This is a genomic window from Caballeronia sp. LjRoot31, assembly GCF_964253885.1.
GTDB lineage: Bacteria > Pseudomonadota > Gammaproteobacteria > Burkholderiales > Burkholderiaceae > Caballeronia.
Genome location: NZ_CAXURX020000001.1, coordinates 3,989,764 through 4,004,830 on the forward strand (window position 1 = coordinate 3,989,764; position 15,067 = coordinate 4,004,830).

14 protein-coding genes are annotated in these 15,067 nt (G+C 61.7%); 5 read left to right on the forward strand and 9 right to left on the reverse strand.

The genetic code is table 11. The features are described 5' to 3' along the window. Nucleotides 1–27: 27 nt before the first annotated feature. From flgG to flgB, 6 genes are read right to left on the reverse strand one after another with little or no spacing between them, the layout of a single operon-like run. Nucleotides 28–816 (reverse strand): flagellar basal-body rod protein FlgG, encoded by a 789-nt coding sequence (gene flgG, locus ACSQ8V_RS17865; protein ID WP_213767897.1) that lies wholly within the window; start codon nucleotides 814–816, stop codon nucleotides 28–30. A gap of 23 nt (nucleotides 817–839) precedes the next feature. Beyond that, nucleotides 840–1,595 (reverse strand): flagellar basal-body rod protein FlgF, encoded by a 756-nt coding sequence (flgF, locus tag ACSQ8V_RS17870; protein WP_213767896.1) that lies wholly within the window; start codon nucleotides 1,593–1,595, stop codon nucleotides 840–842. Between the two features lie 33 nt (nucleotides 1,596–1,628). Beyond that, on the reverse strand, nucleotides 1,629–2,885 hold the full coding sequence (gene flgE, locus ACSQ8V_RS17875; protein ID WP_213767895.1) for a flagellar hook protein FlgE: 1,257 nt from the start codon (nucleotides 2,883–2,885) through the stop codon (nucleotides 1,629–1,631). A 42-nt stretch (nucleotides 2,886–2,927) separates the two neighbouring features. After that, a complete protein-coding gene (locus ACSQ8V_RS17880) occupies nucleotides 2,928–3,662 on the reverse strand; it encodes a flagellar hook assembly protein FlgD (protein ID WP_213767894.1) in 735 nt (244 codons plus the stop codon). A 10-nt stretch (nucleotides 3,663–3,672) separates the two neighbouring features. After that, complete coding sequence (gene flgC, locus ACSQ8V_RS17885; RefSeq protein WP_213767893.1) at nucleotides 3,673–4,098, reverse strand: flagellar basal body rod protein FlgC; 426 nt, start codon at nucleotides 4,096–4,098, stop codon at nucleotides 3,673–3,675. A gap of 53 nt (nucleotides 4,099–4,151) precedes the next feature. Beyond that, nucleotides 4,152–4,643: a flagellar basal body rod protein FlgB gene (flgB, locus tag ACSQ8V_RS17890; RefSeq protein WP_213767892.1), complete on the reverse strand. Its 492-nt coding sequence runs from the start codon at nucleotides 4,641–4,643 to the stop codon at nucleotides 4,152–4,154. A gap of 341 nt (nucleotides 4,644–4,984) precedes the next feature. Between flgB and flgA the strand changes: the two genes are divergently transcribed. The 5 genes from flgA to flhA all read left to right on the forward strand — a co-directional run bounded on the left by flgA (nucleotide 4,985) and on the right by flhA (nucleotide 11,178). Continuing rightward, nucleotides 4,985–6,469 carry a flagellar basal body P-ring formation chaperone FlgA gene (gene flgA, locus ACSQ8V_RS17895; protein WP_436206496.1) on the forward strand — a complete coding sequence of 495 codons (1,485 nt, stop codon included), beginning with the start codon at nucleotides 4,985–4,987 and terminating at the stop codon, nucleotides 6,467–6,469. Nucleotides 6,470–6,659: 190 nt separating this feature from the next. Continuing rightward, complete coding sequence (gene flgM / locus ACSQ8V_RS17900) at nucleotides 6,660–6,989, forward strand: flagellar biosynthesis anti-sigma factor FlgM (protein WP_436206497.1); 330 nt, start codon at nucleotides 6,660–6,662, stop codon at nucleotides 6,987–6,989. 160 nt (nucleotides 6,990–7,149) lie between these two features. Next, nucleotides 7,150–7,593, forward strand: coding sequence for a flagella synthesis protein FlgN (locus tag ACSQ8V_RS17905; protein WP_436182988.1), 444 nt, complete (start codon nucleotides 7,150–7,152; stop codon nucleotides 7,591–7,593). A 238-nt stretch (nucleotides 7,594–7,831) separates the two neighbouring features. After that, nucleotides 7,832–9,079: a flagellar biosynthesis protein FlhB gene (flhB, locus tag ACSQ8V_RS17910; protein WP_436206498.1), complete on the forward strand. Its 1,248-nt coding sequence runs from the start codon at nucleotides 7,832–7,834 to the stop codon at nucleotides 9,077–9,079. Continuing rightward, complete coding sequence (gene flhA / locus ACSQ8V_RS17915) at nucleotides 9,076–11,178, forward strand: flagellar biosynthesis protein FlhA (RefSeq protein WP_436206499.1); 2,103 nt, start codon at nucleotides 9,076–9,078, stop codon at nucleotides 11,176–11,178. Before flhB ends, flhA begins: the two co-directional genes overlap by 4 nt. A gap of 1,194 nt (nucleotides 11,179–12,372) precedes the next feature. On the opposite strand, the gene ACSQ8V_RS17920 is transcribed toward flhA, so the two are convergent. From ACSQ8V_RS17920 to arcC, 3 genes are all read right to left on the reverse strand, one after another. Then, nucleotides 12,373–13,614 (reverse strand): cytosine permease, encoded by a 1,242-nt coding sequence (locus ACSQ8V_RS17920; protein ID WP_436206500.1) that lies wholly within the window; start codon nucleotides 13,612–13,614, stop codon nucleotides 12,373–12,375. Nucleotides 13,615–13,641: 27 nt separating this feature from the next. Beyond that, nucleotides 13,642–14,034, reverse strand: coding sequence for an allophanate hydrolase-related protein (locus ACSQ8V_RS17925; RefSeq protein ID WP_436182992.1), 393 nt, complete (start codon nucleotides 14,032–14,034; stop codon nucleotides 13,642–13,644). 63 nt (nucleotides 14,035–14,097) lie between these two features. Further along, on the reverse strand, nucleotides 14,098–15,057 hold the full coding sequence (arcC, locus tag ACSQ8V_RS17930; protein WP_436206501.1) for a carbamate kinase: 960 nt from the start codon (nucleotides 15,055–15,057) through the stop codon (nucleotides 14,098–14,100). Between the last annotated feature and the right edge of the window lie 10 nt (nucleotides 15,058–15,067).

The following is a 15,067-nucleotide window of genomic DNA, read 5'->3' on the forward strand; positions in this document are numbered from 1 at the left end:
TGCTGCGGGTGATGCGGTTGGTGCAACTTAAACCTGCATCTGGCTCAGCGTCTGCAGCATCTGGTCCGACGTGGTCACGGCCTTGCTGTTGATTTCATAGGCGCGCTGGGTCTGGATCATGTTCACCAGTTCCTGGACCACGTTCACATTCGACGCTTCCACGTACCCCTGCTGCAACTGTCCCGCGCCGTTCAAACCCGGCGTGACGACGTTCGCATTACCGGACGAAGCCGTTTCCGCGAACAGATTTTCACCGCGCGCGTCGAGGCCGGCCGGGTTGACGAAGGTCGCGAGCTGCAACTGGCCGACGGTTGTGTTGGCCGCATTGCCCTGCTGCGTCACCGTGACCGTGCCGTCCGAGCCGATGGTGATGCCAGTCGCGGTCGTGGGGATCGTGATGGCCGGGGTCACCTGATACCCGCTCGACGTCACGAGCTGGCCTTGCGCATTGGTCTGGAACGAGCCGTCGCGGGTGTAGGCGGTCGTGCCGTCGGGCATCGTCACCTGGAAAAAGCCGTTGCCGTTGATGGCGACGTCCTTCGAATTGCCGGTCTGCGACAGGTTGCCCTGCGTGTAGAGACGTTCGGTTGCGACCTGCTGCACACCGGTGCCGATCTGGCTGCCCGACGCCAGTTCGGTCTGTTGCGTGGAATTCGCGCCCGGCTGGCGGACGGTCTGGTACAGCAAGTCCTCGAACACCGCGCGCGAGCCCTTGAAGCCGTTCGTGCTGACGTTGGCGAGATTGTTCGAAATCACGTCCATCTGCGACTGCTGCGCGTTCATGCCGGTTGCGGCGATGTAAAGAGAGCGGTTCATGTCTTTTATCCTGGTACTGCGGATTAACTGAAGTCGAGCAGCTTGTCAGCCGCCTGGTCGTTCGTGCTGGCCGATTCGAGCAACTTGGTCTGCATCTGGAACTGGCGGGCGTTGGTGATCATGTCGACCATCGCGGCCACCGCATTCACGTTGCTGCCCTCAAGCGACGCGGGCGCCACCGTCACCGTCGGATCGGCGTCGGCGGGCTGGTTGTCGGCGGTGCGAAACAGGCCGTCGTCGCCGCGCGTCAGAGTCGCCGAATCGGGATTGACGAGCTTCAATTGGTCGACTATTGCGATCGATGTCGGCGGATCTCCCGGCATCAGCGCAGTCACCGTCCCGTCCTTGCCGATGGTGACCTCCGCGCCCGGCGGAATCGACATCGGACCGCTGTTGCCGATCACCGGCAGGTTGGTCGCCGTGACCAACTGGCCGTTGGCATCGACATGGAGATTGCCGGCGCGCGTGTACGCCTCGCTGCCGTCGTCGGTTTGCACCGACAGCCAGCCCGGACCCTGGACAGCGACATCGAGAGGATTGCCGGTCTGCTGGATCGGACCGGGCGTGTAATCGGCGGTCGGCGTGGACGACAGCACGAAAGTGCGCGTGGTCGGGTCGCCCGACGCGCTGTTCTCGAAGTTCATCGGCACCTGTCGAAACGCGGAAAGCTGCGCACGAAATCCCGTCGTCGATGCATTCGCGAGGTTGTTCGCCGTGACGCTCTGCTGCTCGAGCGCCTGCGCGGCGCCGCTCATCGCGGTATAGATCAGACGGTCCATTTATGACTCTCTCGTGCGCGGCGTGGGCGGCTCTTACAGGTTGATGAGCGTCTGGTCGACGGTTTGCTGCGTCTTGATCGTCTGCGCGTTCGCCTGGTAATTGCGCTGCGCCGTGATCAGGTCCACGAGCGAGCTGGTCAAGTCGACGTTCGAGTTTTCCACCGCGCCGCCTTGCAGCGAGCCGTGGTTGGTCGAACCCGGCACCGACACCTGCGCGAGGCCCGAAGCCGCGGTCTGCTGGAAGTTATTGCCGCCAAGGTCCTGCAAGCCGTTCTGGTTGGCGAACGTTGCCAGTGCGATCTGACCGAGCGCCTGCGTCTTGCCGTTCGTGTATGTGCCCGTCAGCGTGCCGTCCGGGCCGACCGAAAAGCCCGCCAGTTCGCTCGACGAATAGCCGTCCTGGCTACTGCTCACGAGGCCGGTTGTGGCGCCGTACTGGGTCGTGCCGGCGAATGACATCGACATGGTCTGCACGCCGCCGGTGTTGGACGCGCCATCGGGAATCGCAAAGGAGAACGGCGTAATGCTGGTGGCTGGCGGCGTCGGGATCAGGTTGCCCGACTGGTCGAACGAGACCTGGCCCAGATCGCCGGCCACGCCGGTCGACGTGCCCGTGACGGGGGTGTTGTCTGCGCCGGTGGTCGCATACGCTTCCCATGAACCCGTCGCCTGCTTGACGAAGAACACGTTGACCGGATGCGTGCCGCCGAGCGTGTCGTTGACGTTGATCTGGCTGGTGGCGCTATAGGTATTCGCGTTGGTGGGATCGAACGGCGTCTGGGTCGGGAGGGCCTGCTGCGAATTCAGGTTGAACTGAAAACTCACGTTCTGGGTGGCCGACGGCGGCAGGTTCGAATTCGGCACGACCAGCGGCACGGTGCCCGAGCTGTTGATCACGCCCTGCGCATTGGCGGCATAGCCCATCAGCGTCTGGCCGGCGGCGTTGACGATCGTGCCGTTGGACGCGAGGTTGAACACGCCGTTGCGCGAGTACACGTTCGCGCCGTTACTCGACATCTGGAAGAAGCCATTGCCGTTGATCGCGACGTCCAGCGCCTGGCTGGTCGTGGTGATCGTGCCCTGGCCGAACTGCTGCTGCACTTGCGACATCTGCGTGCCGATGCCGATCTGGTTGTTCACCGAGGTGGCCACGGAGTTCGCGTACATATCGGCGAATTGCGCCTGGCCTTGCTTGAAGCCGACGGTATTCGCGTTGGCAATGTTATTGCCGATCACGTCGAGATCGTTCGACGCGCCCGACAAACCCGATAAACCTTGTTGGTAACCCATGACGGTCTCCGCTTCTAGAAGAATGCGCTAATGAATAAAGGCTTAGAGAATCGATGCAATGCTGGTCAACGCGACCGTCTTGCCGCTCGTCAACAGGACGCCCGTGGTGCCGTCGGCCTGTTGCACCACGCTTTGCACCTGCGAGGAGGACAGCGCGGTCGCCGTGGCCGCGGCGCCGTTGATCGTGCCCGCCGCCGTGATGGTGTACGTGCCGTCGGGCAGCGTCGCGCCGGTCTTGTCGGTTGGCGTCCAGCCTGAGATCGGCACCGTGCCTGCCGCCTGCGCCCCGAGGTCGATGGTCTGCACCACCTGGCCGGCGCTGTTCGTGATGCTCACCGTCATGTCGCTGAGCGCGTTGGCCGTCTGCGCGCCGAAGGCGCTGGCCTTGCCGCCGCTCACGGTCATGGTGTTGCCCGGCGCAAGCACGGTCGCACCGATCAGCGATGCAGCCTGTGCCGACTGTCCCGCCGACAATTGCGTCGCAAGCGAGCTCAGCGACGTGTTCAACTGGCCGATGCCCGACACCGTGCTGATCTGCGCGAGCTGCGAGGTCATCTGCGAGCTGTCGGTCGGGTTCGTCGGGTCCTGGTTCTGGAGCTGCGTGACGAGCAGCGTCAGGAAGGTGTTCTGCAGGTCCGCCGGCGACTGCGCGCCGGTCGCGCTGGAGCTCGAGCTGGCCGACGATGAACTCGATGAACTCGACGTGCCGTTCATGGTGTTCAGCAGCGTCTGCGACATCGGCGTGCCGTTGTTGCCGATCGAAGTATTGGTTGTCACGGGGTTGTCCTCAGGTTCCGATCGTCAGGGTCTTAAGCATCAGCTGCTTGGCGGTATTGAGCGTTTCCACATTCGCCTGATACGAACGAGACGCAGAAATCATGTTGACCATTTCCTGCACGGGATCGACGTTCGGCAAGGTCACGTAGCCGTCCGGGTTGGCTGCAGGATTGGTCGGGTCGTAGCTGGTTTTCATCGGCGTCGGGTCGTCGATCACGCCCGTCACCTGCACGCCGCCCACTTGCTGGCCGGACGCCGTGCGCGCGCCGCCGAGCGGATCGACGGCGAATACCACCTGCTTCGCCTTGTACGGCTGGCCGTCCGGGCCCGTCGTGCTGTCCGCGTTCGCCAGGTTCGAGGCGGTCACGTTCAGGCGCTGTGCCTGCGCGGACATCGCCGAACCGGCAACGCTGAAGATGTTCATCAAAGAGGGCATTGCTTCTCCTCGTTAGCTTGGCTGCTGCGCGCTGTGCGCGTTCAGTGTTCAGTTCAGTTCGACGTGATCGCGGAAAGCATCGTCTTGATCTGCGACGACACCACCGTCATGCCGGATTCGAAATGCAGCGCGTTGTCCGCGAACTGGACCCGCTCCGAATCCATGTCGACGGTATTGCCGTCAAGCGCCGGCTGGCTCGGAATCCGGTATGCGAGCCGGCCGTAGTCGTCGGTGCTGCCACCGCTGGCGGTAAGCGTGGTGTTGCCGGACATATGTCCCGCCGATGTCGTCGCGAGCGCCGCGCCGGTCGACACGCTCACCGGTTGCGCCATCTGCAGCGGCGCGGTGCCGGAAGCCGTGGTGTTCGCGGCCGCGCCGGTCTTTTTCAGCGCGCCTGCGAGGGCGCTGGAGAAATCGACGTCGCGTGCCTTGTAGCCCGGGGTATCGGCGTTAGCAATATTCGACGACAACAGTTCCTGCCGGTACGCGCGCACATCCAGCGCTTCACGGCCAAACGCAAATTCCTGGTCGAGCTTGTCCAGCATGGCGGTCCTCCTTCAGCTTCGGATCTTGTCTGCGGTGCTTCGCGTGTCTTCGCGCGGTTCGCGGCCAATGGCGCCGGGCAATCGGGCAAGCGCCGGGTTGTCATCGGTCATCGGCCATTGGCTATCGAAGACTTTTGCATGAGACGAATATTAGGAGGGAGACGCAAGATGCAATCAGACGAATAACAGGGAAAGCCGGCCTCTATTCGACGCTTGCCTTTAGCCGCCGAAATCTAGAATTCGTCTCGTGAGTTGATCTTTTGAGGAATTCACCGACTTTGGATGAGGGGTTGCCCGTTTTTGGTTGGCCGGATTTGCTGGATTTGTTTGGGAGAAACACAATGCACAGCTTCACTGCGCCTGCTCGCAAGCCGGCGGTTCATCGCCTGGCCGCGAACGGCCTGGTGAAAGCCCGCGCTCACCTGGCTCGCCGTGTTGTGCCGAGCGCTCCAGTTGCGCTCTGCGTGCTTGCATTGGCTCTCATGACGGCAGGCGTGACAACGGCGCGCGCGCAGGATAACGGCGGCACGATCATGATTGCCGGTCCCGCCGAAACCAATCCGGCGGCCGTCGTGACGATGGCGAAAGACGCCGGCATGACAGTGGACGCAAGTGCAAGCCCGCCCACGAGCCCCGCTCAGCCGGCGCGCACCTCGCGTCCGGCGGGTTACGCCGCGGCGGCCCATGCAGCCGATGCCGCCATGCGTGCCGCCGCGCAGGCACTCGATGCCCACGCCGACGCCGCCGATGCGTCTTCCTCTTCCGCCGATACCAGCGGTTTCATCGTGATTCCCGGGCCGGGCGAAGCGAAGGCGGCGAAGCCCACGGCTACGGCGCCCAGGCTGGCGATGACGCCGAGCCGGAGCGCAGCGGCATCGATCAATGCCCCCGATGCCGGCGTAATGATCGAGATCCCCGGTAATGGCGAGCCGAAAGCGCCTGCCAGTATCAGTAACGCTGGAAACAACGCCGCCGATACCCTTCCCCGCGTCACCACATCCTCGCGCGACGTAATGCCCGTGGTTGTCGCGACGGACGGCAGCGCATCGGCCCAGGGCACCTCGCGAGGCTTCCAGGTGAGGCCGATCGCGGCTGCGCCTGCCACGCCGGTCGCCGGCATGATGCCCGTTTCGATGCGCACCGCCGCGCCCATCCGCGCCCCGCTCCAGCCCGCGCCCGCGATGGCCGGCGGGCCCAACCAGCAGACGCAGGACGGCGACTCGGTGCGCGCCGCTGCGCTCATCTTCCTGACCCAGCAGGCGGCGGGGTTACCCGGCAAGGCCGACATCACCGTTACGCCCGTCTTCCCGCGCGGCCTCGCGGCCTGTTCGACGCTCGAGCCGTTCCTGCCGGCAGGTTCGCGTCTCTGGGGCCGCACCACCGTCGGCGTGCGTTGCTCCGGCGACCGGCCGTGGACGCTCTACCTGCAAGCACGCGTCTCGGTAATGGCCACGTATTACCTTGCCGCCCGCGCGGTTGCGCCCGGCGAAGTGCTCACCGCTGCTGACCTGATTCCCCGCGACGGGGATCTCACCTCCATGCCGCAAGCCATTGTCACGGACCCGTCACAAGCCGTCGGCGCGGTGACGTTGTCGCGGCTCGCGGCGGGCCTGCCGCTGCGCACCGACATGCTGCGCGGCGCCGGCGCCGTGGTGATCGGACAGAGCGTGCGCGTGGTGACCGCCGGAACGGGCTTTTCGATATCAGCGGAAGGCAGCGTCATGAATAACGCCGCGCCGGGTCAGCAGGTCCGCGTCAAAACGGCCGGGGGACAGATCATTTCCGGCATTGTGAAAGACGGCTCGACCGTGGAGATCCAGCTTTGAAAAATGGTCCGGAGGCGCCCTATGTGGGTTACCCCTCACCTGTTTCAAATTGTTGCAATTCCTTATCGGGCTTATCCGGTAAGGCTGAGCGGAAGATAGGGCTGACTGGCGCGTGGTCTGGGCGGCGGGAGGGTTAAAGTTTTTACGTAGGTCCGCCGATAAAGGGATCACATCGTCAGGGAAGACCATCGTGAAAATCGATACCAGCAACACCAGCCAGATCGCAGCTTTGCAGGAAGCTGCACAACAACGTGCGGCGCAAGCCGACGCGCAAGCCGCCAGCACGACCGGCGGCACGGCCAGCAGCACCGGCGGCTCGAATTCGACAGTGAGCTTGTCGGCGTTATCGACGGATTTGCGCACGTCGGGCACGTCCGACATCGATACGGCGAAAGTCGCGTCGATCAAGGCCGCGCTGAACGACGGCAGCTACAAGGTCGATTCGGGCAAGGTCGCCGACGGCATGCTCAGCAGCGCACGTGAACTGATCCAAACGAACACCCCGCCGGCCGGCGGCTGAGCATAACGGCTACGTGTTGCAGGCGACGCCCAGAGCGAGCCCGCGGTACATGGACGATAGGTTTCAGATAGACGCATCGTTTCCACGATGCAGCGCCGGGCGGCTTTTTTTGACCTTGGCACCGCTATGAATGCGGGCCGGAGTTTTTAGCGAGTCGCCCATGAAAGACGCCCTGCTTGCCACTGTTATCGACGAAACTGCTGCCGTCCAGGCGTTCGAGTCGCTCCTTGCCCACGAAGAAAAAGCGCTCATTGCGGCCGCGCCGCTCGATACGCTGCCTTCGATCATCGAACAAAAAACCGCGTTGACCGAGCAGCTTGCCGCACTGGAACGCCAGCGCGACGAGCAACTTGACGCGCTCGGATTGCCGAAGGGTTTTGCCGGCATGGAACAAGCCGTTACCGGCGACGAAGCGCTGGCCTCGCACTGGCAGGAATTGCTCGCAGCGGCGGGACGCGCGCGGCAAGGCAATAACACCATCGGCGTGCTGATCCGCTCGCGCATGGAATACAACCGCAATGCGCTTGCCGCGTTGACCATGGCGCCGCCCAAGTCATCGTTCTATGGTCCCGATGGCCGCGTCCCCGGGATCTACGGGGTGTAAAAGCGGTTCTGCCCGACCGATTCAAAACACTGCACTGTGCGCCGCTTCCCGCCCCGGGACCGGCGCATTTTTCATTTTGTTCGGCCGCGCGCGTTTTGCGCCGATTCCATCGCCCGAATTACCCCGGTTTCTCCACCCTGATCAAGCAATGGCCGCTTGCTGCTTTTCGCAATAATCGCTGCAGTGGATCAATGCGTCGGGGTTTCGTTGAAGCCCTGCAGGACTGGAGCACAGCGAAGTGGCAGAAGAGAGCGACGTCGAAAAGACCGAATCAGCCACTCCCAAGCGCCTTGAAAAGGCGCGGGAGGAAGGTCAGGTCGCGCGCTCGCGGGAACTCACGTCGTTCGCCCTGCTGGCGGCGGGATTCTTCGGCGTCTGGGGAATGTCCGGTCCCATCAGCCAGCATATGCAGGCCCTCTTGCGCGGCGCGTTCACGTTCAATCACAACACCGTTCTCGATACCAACCAGATGCTGATTGGCGCCTCTGCGGCAAGCAAGGAAGGGTTCATGGCCCTGCTGCCCGTGCTCGCGCTGACGGCCCTGGCCGCCGTCGCCGCACCCATGGCGCTCGGTGGCTGGCTGCTCAGTCTCAAGCCCATCGCGCCTAATTTCGGCCGCCTGAACCCTATCAGCGGGCTTGGCAAGATCTTCTCGGTGCAAGGACCGATTGCGCTCGGCATGTCGATCCTGAAGACCCTGGTGGTCGGTGGACTCGCCGGCTGGGCGATGTGGAGCCGCAAGGAGGAGGTGCTGGGCCTCGTCACGAAACCGCTGAACCTCGCGCTCGCCGACACCATGCATCTGCTCGTGGTGTGCTGCGGCATGGCGATCGCCGGACTGTTCCTCGTCGCCGCAATCGATGTCCCCTACCAGCTCTGGACGCACGCGAAGAAGCTGCGCATGAGCAAGGAGGAAGTGAAGCGTGAGCATCGTGAAAGCGATGGCGACCCGGCGGTCAAGGCCCGCATTCGTGCGCAGCAACGCGCCGCTGCCCGCCGCCGGATGATGACTGCGGTGCCCACCGCCGACGTGATCGTCACGAACCCAACCCACTTCGCCGTCGCGCTGAAATATGCCGATGGCGAAATGCGCGCGCCGAAGGTCGTCGCGAAGGGCGTGAATCTCGTGGCCACGCGCATCCGCGAAATGGCGCTCGAACACAACATACCGCTGCTCGAAGCGCCGCCGCTTGCCCGGGCGCTGTATCACAACGTCGAGATCGATCGTGAGATTCCTGGCGCGCTGTACGGCGCCGTGGCGCAAGTGCTGGCGTGGGTGTACCAGTTGCGCAAGTTCAAGAAAGAAGGCGGCACGAGGCCGGACGAACCCGAGAACCTCGAGGTTCCTCCCGAACTCGATAAAGGCGGCGTCCCCGAATCAGAAGCCGACCAGGAAGCCGCCGAGGCGTTCGCGGCTGAACAAGCCAGCAGCGGCACTAATGGCACCAATGGCCCAAATGACCCGATGAAAGGAAGCACAGCATGAACGCGCGCGCCGGATTTTTCTCGAAGCGCCCCGACGCATTGGGATCGCAGAACTTGCGGGCCCTCGCCGGGCCGGTGCTGATCTGCATGATCCTCGGCATGATGATCTTGCCGTTGCCGGCCTTTTTGCTCGACTTGCTGTTCACGTTCAACATCGCGCTGTCGGTGATGGTCTTGCTGGTCAGCATGTACACGCAGAAGCCGCTCGACTTCGCCGCGTTCCCCAGCGTGCTGCTGTTCTCCACGCTGCTGCGTTTGTCGCTGAACGTGGCGTCCACGCGGATCGTCCTGCTCGAAGGCCATACCGGTCCCGATGCCGCCGGCCAGGTGATCGAATCATTCGGCCACTTCCTGGTGGGCGGGAATTTCGCGGTCGGTATTGTGGTGTTCGTGATCCTGATGATCATCAACTTCATGGTGATTACCAAGGGCGCGGGCCGGATTGCTGAAGTGGGCGCGCGCTTCACCCTCGATGCCATGCCGGGCAAGCAGATGGCTATCGATGCCGACTTGAACGCCGGTCTCATCAACGAAGACCAGGCGCGCAAGCGCCGCTTGCAGGTCGCGCAGGAAGCCGAGTTCTACGGCTCCATGGACGGTGCAAGCAAGTTCGTGCGCGGCGACGCGATCGCGGGCTTGATGATCATGATCATCAACATCGTGGGCGGCTTGATTGTCGGGATGCTCCAGCACGACATGGACTTCGCGCACGCGGCCACGAACTACACGCTGCTGACTATCGGCGATGGCCTCGTCGCGCAGATTCCTTCGCTGATCATTTCGACGGCAGCGGGTGTGATCGTGTCGCGGGTGGCGACTGAAGAGGATATCGGCACGCAGTTGACGGGGCAGCTCTTCAACAACCCGCGCGTGTTGATGATTACCGGCGTGATCATCGGCATCATGGGGCTGATTCCGGGCATGCCGCATTTCGCGTTCTTGCTGCTGGGCGGCGGTCTGATATACGCGGCACGTTCGATGAACCAGCGCATCCAGGCGAAGAAAAAAGCGTCGCTGGTCACCGACGTCGTGCCCACCGCCGCCGCACCGATCGAAAATACCGAAGCGAGCTGGGACGACGTTGCGATGATCGATCCGCTCGGGCTTGAGGTGGGGTATCGGCTGATACCGCTGGTCGACCGGAACGCGGATGGTGAGTTGTTGAAGCGGATCAAGGGTATCCGCAAGAAGTTCGCTCAGGAAATCGGTTTTCTGCCGCCGGTGATCCATATTCGCGACAACCTGGAGTTGCGTCCGAATGGTTATCGGATTGCGTTGAAGGGCGTGGAAGTGGGCGTAGGGGAAGCATTCCCGGGCCAATGGCTTGCGATCAATCCGGGGCAGGTTTCGGCAACGCTGCCGGGGAATCCGACACACGATCCGGCGTTTGGTTTGCCGGCGGTGTGGATCGATACGAGCCTGCGTGAACAGGCGCAGGTGTACGGCTATACCGTAGTCGATGCCAGCACGGTCGTGGCCACTCACCTCAACCATCTGGTGGTTACGCACGCGGCGGAATTGCTGGGTCGTCAGGAAGTGCAGGCGTTACTTGAGCGCATTGGCAAGGACACGCCTTCGTTGACGGACGATCTGGTGCCGAAGACGATGGCGCTGACCACTTTGCAGAAGGTACTGCAGAATTTGCTGGAAGAAGGTGTTCCTATCCGCGACATGCGCACGATCCTGGATGCATTACAGGAACATGCACCGAAGATATCCGATGCATACGACCTGACGGCGGCGGTACGACTTGCGTTGGGGCGTGCGATCACGCAGCAATGGTATCCGGGGAGTGGCGAGTTGCAGGTGATGGGACTGGACCCGGCGTTGGAGCGCGTGTTGTCGCAGGCGCTGGCGACGGGGGCGAATCCGGGGCTGGAGCCGGGCTTGGCGCAGACGCTGTTGAATTCGACGCAAAATGCGATTCTGCGTCAGCAGAACATGGGATTACCGCCGGTGCTTCTGGTGCAGCATGCGTTGCGCGCCATGCTTGCTCGTTTTTTGAGGAGGAGCTTGCCGCAATTGAAGGTCCTGTCGTATGCGGAGGTGCCGGATACGCGGAACATCAAGGTAATGAATTTGATCGGGGCGCAGGGGTAAGGAGGGAGGTTTGCTGGCGAAGGGAGGTTTGCTGGCGCGCGGTCTGGGGGCGGGTCTTATGGGTGGTGATTTTGGTGTTAGTGGGTTGGGGCCAGTGCTGGGTTGCTAGGTTCTGGGGTCAGCGGTCGGGGTCAGTGCCAAGGTGGTGCTTTTGGCGTTAGCGGTCGGAGTCAATGCCGGGTTGCTGCTTTCAGTGTTAGTGGTCTGCAAGAGTCGGATTTTCTCTTTATCACTATTAGCCACTGTGCGTGGCGGCACGTCATTTCTTTGTCCAAAGCGACAAAGAAACGAAGCAAAGAAAACGCTTTCAAACACGCTACCCTAAGTGTCCACAGCGTGCAGTTTTCATTCATAGGTGCCCCAAAAGCACGGTGCTCGCCAGAGCGAAGGATGTTTGAACCCCTCCTTCTCGCGAATCCTGACACGAACACGCTTCGCCCCGTACGCTCTCGGGCAAGCACCATTGCTAAGGAACCCGAACGGCCTCACAGGTATTTACGGCTGCGGTTTTTTGACAGGTTAGCTACCTGGTCTGTGCGACCGTATTCATAGGGCAGCTTCATGCGTGTTTGTGTTTGCTGCTTCAGTTTTTTGTGAATTGGCTGCGCGTTCTGTACAGCTATCTTCGTCGGTTACGGCCGCCCACATCTTCACGGCTTCGTTTCTTGGCGGGTTGGCGACGAGGTTCGAGGCGCGTACTGATTTGGCGGGAGGTTGTCCGCGGATAGCGCGGGGTGAACCTTGGGCAGGTTCAATCACTGGTGGCGAAGCGTGTGGGTATCGGTGTTCGGAGAAGGAGGGTTTCACACATCCGTGGCTCTGGCGAGCACCGTGCTTTTGGGGCACCTATGAATAGAAACTGCACGCTGTGGACACTTAGGGTAGAGCGGTTAAAGCGCTTTCTTTGCTTCGTTTCTTTGTCGCTTTGGACAAAGAAATGACGTGCCGCCACGCACAGTGGCTAATAGTGATAAAGAGAAAATCCGACTCTCGCAGACCACTACCGCTGAAAGCAGCAACCCGGCATTGACCCTGACCGCTAACCCCAGAACCGACCACCCCAGCGATGACCCCGCCCACTAACCCCAGAACCTGACACCCTGGCATCGACCCCGGCCCACCAACCCGAAAACCCACCCCCAGCCCACCAAGCGCCAGCGCCCCCACCCGAGTGCGAACGAAAACCAATTCCACTTAAAGCCGCGAAGCGACCCCCCGCAACCGCGTAACCCGGCTAAAAATCGCATAACAAGCACACGCGACAATAATCGAATCAAGCGACGGGATGCTCGTGAAGGAAAAAACGCCCTTCACCGTCATGAACCCGACCAGCGACCCGATGATCCATGCAACGAACGTAAGCACCTTCACTTGAGGATCAGTAGTGAGCAAGCGCGCGTCATACCCGCCTCGCCGATAAAGCAAAAAGTCAGCGATATAAATCCCAGCCACCGGCGGCGTCGCGATCCCCAAAAAAAGCAGGAACGGGATAAACCACGCCATGATGTCCATGCTCCCGACAATGACCGCCAGCACGCCCAGCGCGACAGTAATCTGCCATTTCGGAAACCGCGTGAACAAGGTCGAAACGACCAGCGTGCCTTGAAACATATTCCCGGCATTCCCCGTTACCGTCGCAAAAATGAGCAGCAACGCAGCCGGCAGCACAGCGCCAAACACAGCCATCGCGCCGAGCAAGGAAGCTTTCCCTGATATCCCGCTCGGCGTGGCGCCCGCCCAATACAACAACGGATAAGCAATCAGGAACGTCAGCACCGCGCCAATCAACGCGTGCTTGCGGTCGTGAACGAAACTGCCGAAATCCGGCAGCGTGGCCACCAGCACAATAATCGTCCCGACAACAGTGGAAACGGCCACGCCGGTATTCATATCGGTGAATCCGGCTGGCACCGGGACCATCCCGTGCGCCGCGACATAAACGCAATAACAAAGCATCAACGCAATGACAGGTATGGCGAACTGAGCCACCTTCCCAAGCAGTTCGAAACCAAACGCTGTAGCGGCCACAAAAATCACGCAACCCACCGCAACCAGCAGCGGCACGGGTATTTCAAAGCCCTGCTGCGCCAGCAGATCGTGAACCGAATGCCCAAACATATTCGCGGTCACGGCGATCCACCCGAACAAGCTGATCGCGAGCAGGATGTTGATGGCGATCGCCCCTTTTTCGCCGAACGGATATTTGACGATACCGTAGGTTGGCAGCCGCGCCTTCTCGCCGACGCAAATCGTGATCGCGGAAAGGATGGTCAGGATAATGCCGCCGATGACCACCACTTTGATCAACGCCAGACTTGATAACTGGCTCCCCAGACTGGAAGAGGAGAGTAAAACCGGCGTAATGGCAATGCCCAATAAAATCATGGCAATGCGGTACCCGGGCGCCGTATTCGGGCCTTCGTCAGTGTTGCGCATACAAATGTCCCCGGAGGTTTCGAACGGTCAGGCGGAATGGAAATGGCCGGTATAGGCACGCCAGCTTCCGTGCGCGGTGATGTCTTTCTGGTTTTCAACCAGCCAGGGTTCGGCCAGCACGCCCAACACCTGATTGCCGTCGCGAAGCGTCACCTTGCCGATCGCCAGACCCGCCGGTTCGCTCAACAACAAAGCGGCAAACGACGCGAGCGGCAATTCCCAGACCTCGAGCGCGACAGAGGTTCCGCCGGCTGCCACGCGGATCATTCCCGGATGACGATCGCCAATGCTCCAGAGCCGGTAATGCGGATCGGTGTGATCTTCACGCAAGAACACGCCGCCCGCCGCGGTCATGTTGCCGTTCAGTTCGAGCCCGCGCATGAGCGTGCCGTTGACGGCCAGCAAAGTAGTTTTGTTCATCTGTCTGCCTTCGTTCTTCAATGAAATTCGTATTGCTAAGTTAAATTCACACGACACGAACCGCTATTGCGTGATCCACGTCCCGGTCTTGCGATCGAGCGCACGCTTGATCGCTTCCGGACTGGTAATCAAGCCTTTGCCGTGTCCGCCATGCGCCCGGCTATGGGTAACGAATCGCATGATTGCTTCCACTTTGGGCAGCATGCTTCCCGCGCCGAACTGATCTTGCGAGATCAATTTTTGCGCTTCGGCCAGGCTAAGCGTGTCGAGCCAGCGCTGTTCCGGCTTGCCGAAATTAATCGCCACCTGTTCAACGCCTGTGGGAATCAGCAGGAGATCGGCACCCAATTGCTCGGCGAGAAGCGCCGAAGCCAGGTCCTTGTCGATGACCGCTTCCACACCCGAGATCTGATGGTGTTCATCGACCAGAACTGGAATGCCGCCGCCGCCGCACGCAATCACCACGCACCCCTGCGCAAGCAGCGTCGCGATGACCTCCCGCTCCATGATCTCCAGCGGCTGAGGCGACGCCACGGTCCGGCGCCAGCCTCGTCCGGCATCCTCCATCAGCGTCCATCCGAGTGACTTTTGGCGCTGCAGCGCGGTGGCTTCATCGAGGAAAGCGCCTATTGGCTTGCCCGGTTTGAGGAACGCCGGATCGTCGCGGCTGACACGCGTCTGGGTCACAACCGTGACCACTTGCCGACGAATCCCGCGACGCCGCAACGCGTTGCTCAACGCCTTTTGAAACATGTAGCCAATAGCGCCCTGCGTATCGCCGACGGCGTAGTCCAGGGGCACTGGCCGGACTTCATCGGCGGCGAGTTCGGAGCGGCGCAGGATAAAACCGACTTGAGGTCCGTTGCCGTGCGTCAGCACCAGATCCCATCCGGCCTCGATCATGTCGGCAATGTGCCCCGCACTTTCGACGACCGCGTCATATTGATCAGGAATACTATCGTGTTGATCGTCGCGGATCAGCGCGTTGCCGCCGACCGCGACAATTGCCAGAGGCTTGGTCATGATGCGTGTC

Coding starts and splice junctions, on each gene's coding strand:
- flgG (WP_213767897.1), bottom strand. CDS start 816: ATGAACCGCTCTCTTTACATCGCCGCAACCGGCATGAACGCGCAGCAG.
- flgF (WP_213767896.1), bottom strand. CDS start 1,595: ATGGACCGTCTGATCTATACCGCGATGAGCGGCGCCGCGCAGGCGCTC.
- flgE (WP_213767895.1), bottom strand. CDS start 2,885: ATGGGTTACCAACAAGGTTTATCGGGTTTGTCGGGCGCGTCGAACGAT.
- flgC (WP_213767893.1), bottom strand. CDS start 4,098: ATGCCCTCTTTGATGAACATCTTCAGCGTTGCCGGTTCGGCGATGTCC.
- flgB (WP_213767892.1), bottom strand. CDS start 4,643: ATGCTGGACAAGCTCGACCAGGAATTTGCGTTTGGCCGTGAAGCGCTG.
- flgA (WP_436206496.1), top strand. CDS start 4,985: ATGCACAGCTTCACTGCGCCTGCTCGCAAGCCGGCGGTTCATCGCCTG.
- ACSQ8V_RS17905 (WP_436182988.1), top strand. CDS start 7,150: ATGAAAGACGCCCTGCTTGCCACTGTTATCGACGAAACTGCTGCCGTC.
- flhA (WP_436206499.1), top strand. CDS start 9,076: ATGAACGCGCGCGCCGGATTTTTCTCGAAGCGCCCCGACGCATTGGGA.
- ACSQ8V_RS17920 (WP_436206500.1), bottom strand. CDS start 13,614: ATGCGCAACACTGACGAAGGCCCGAATACGGCGCCCGGGTACCGCATT.
- ACSQ8V_RS17925 (WP_436182992.1), bottom strand. CDS start 14,034: ATGAACAAAACTACTTTGCTGGCCGTCAACGGCACGCTCATGCGCGGG.
- arcC (WP_436206501.1), bottom strand. CDS start 15,057: ATGACCAAGCCTCTGGCAATTGTCGCGGTCGGCGGCAACGCGCTGATC.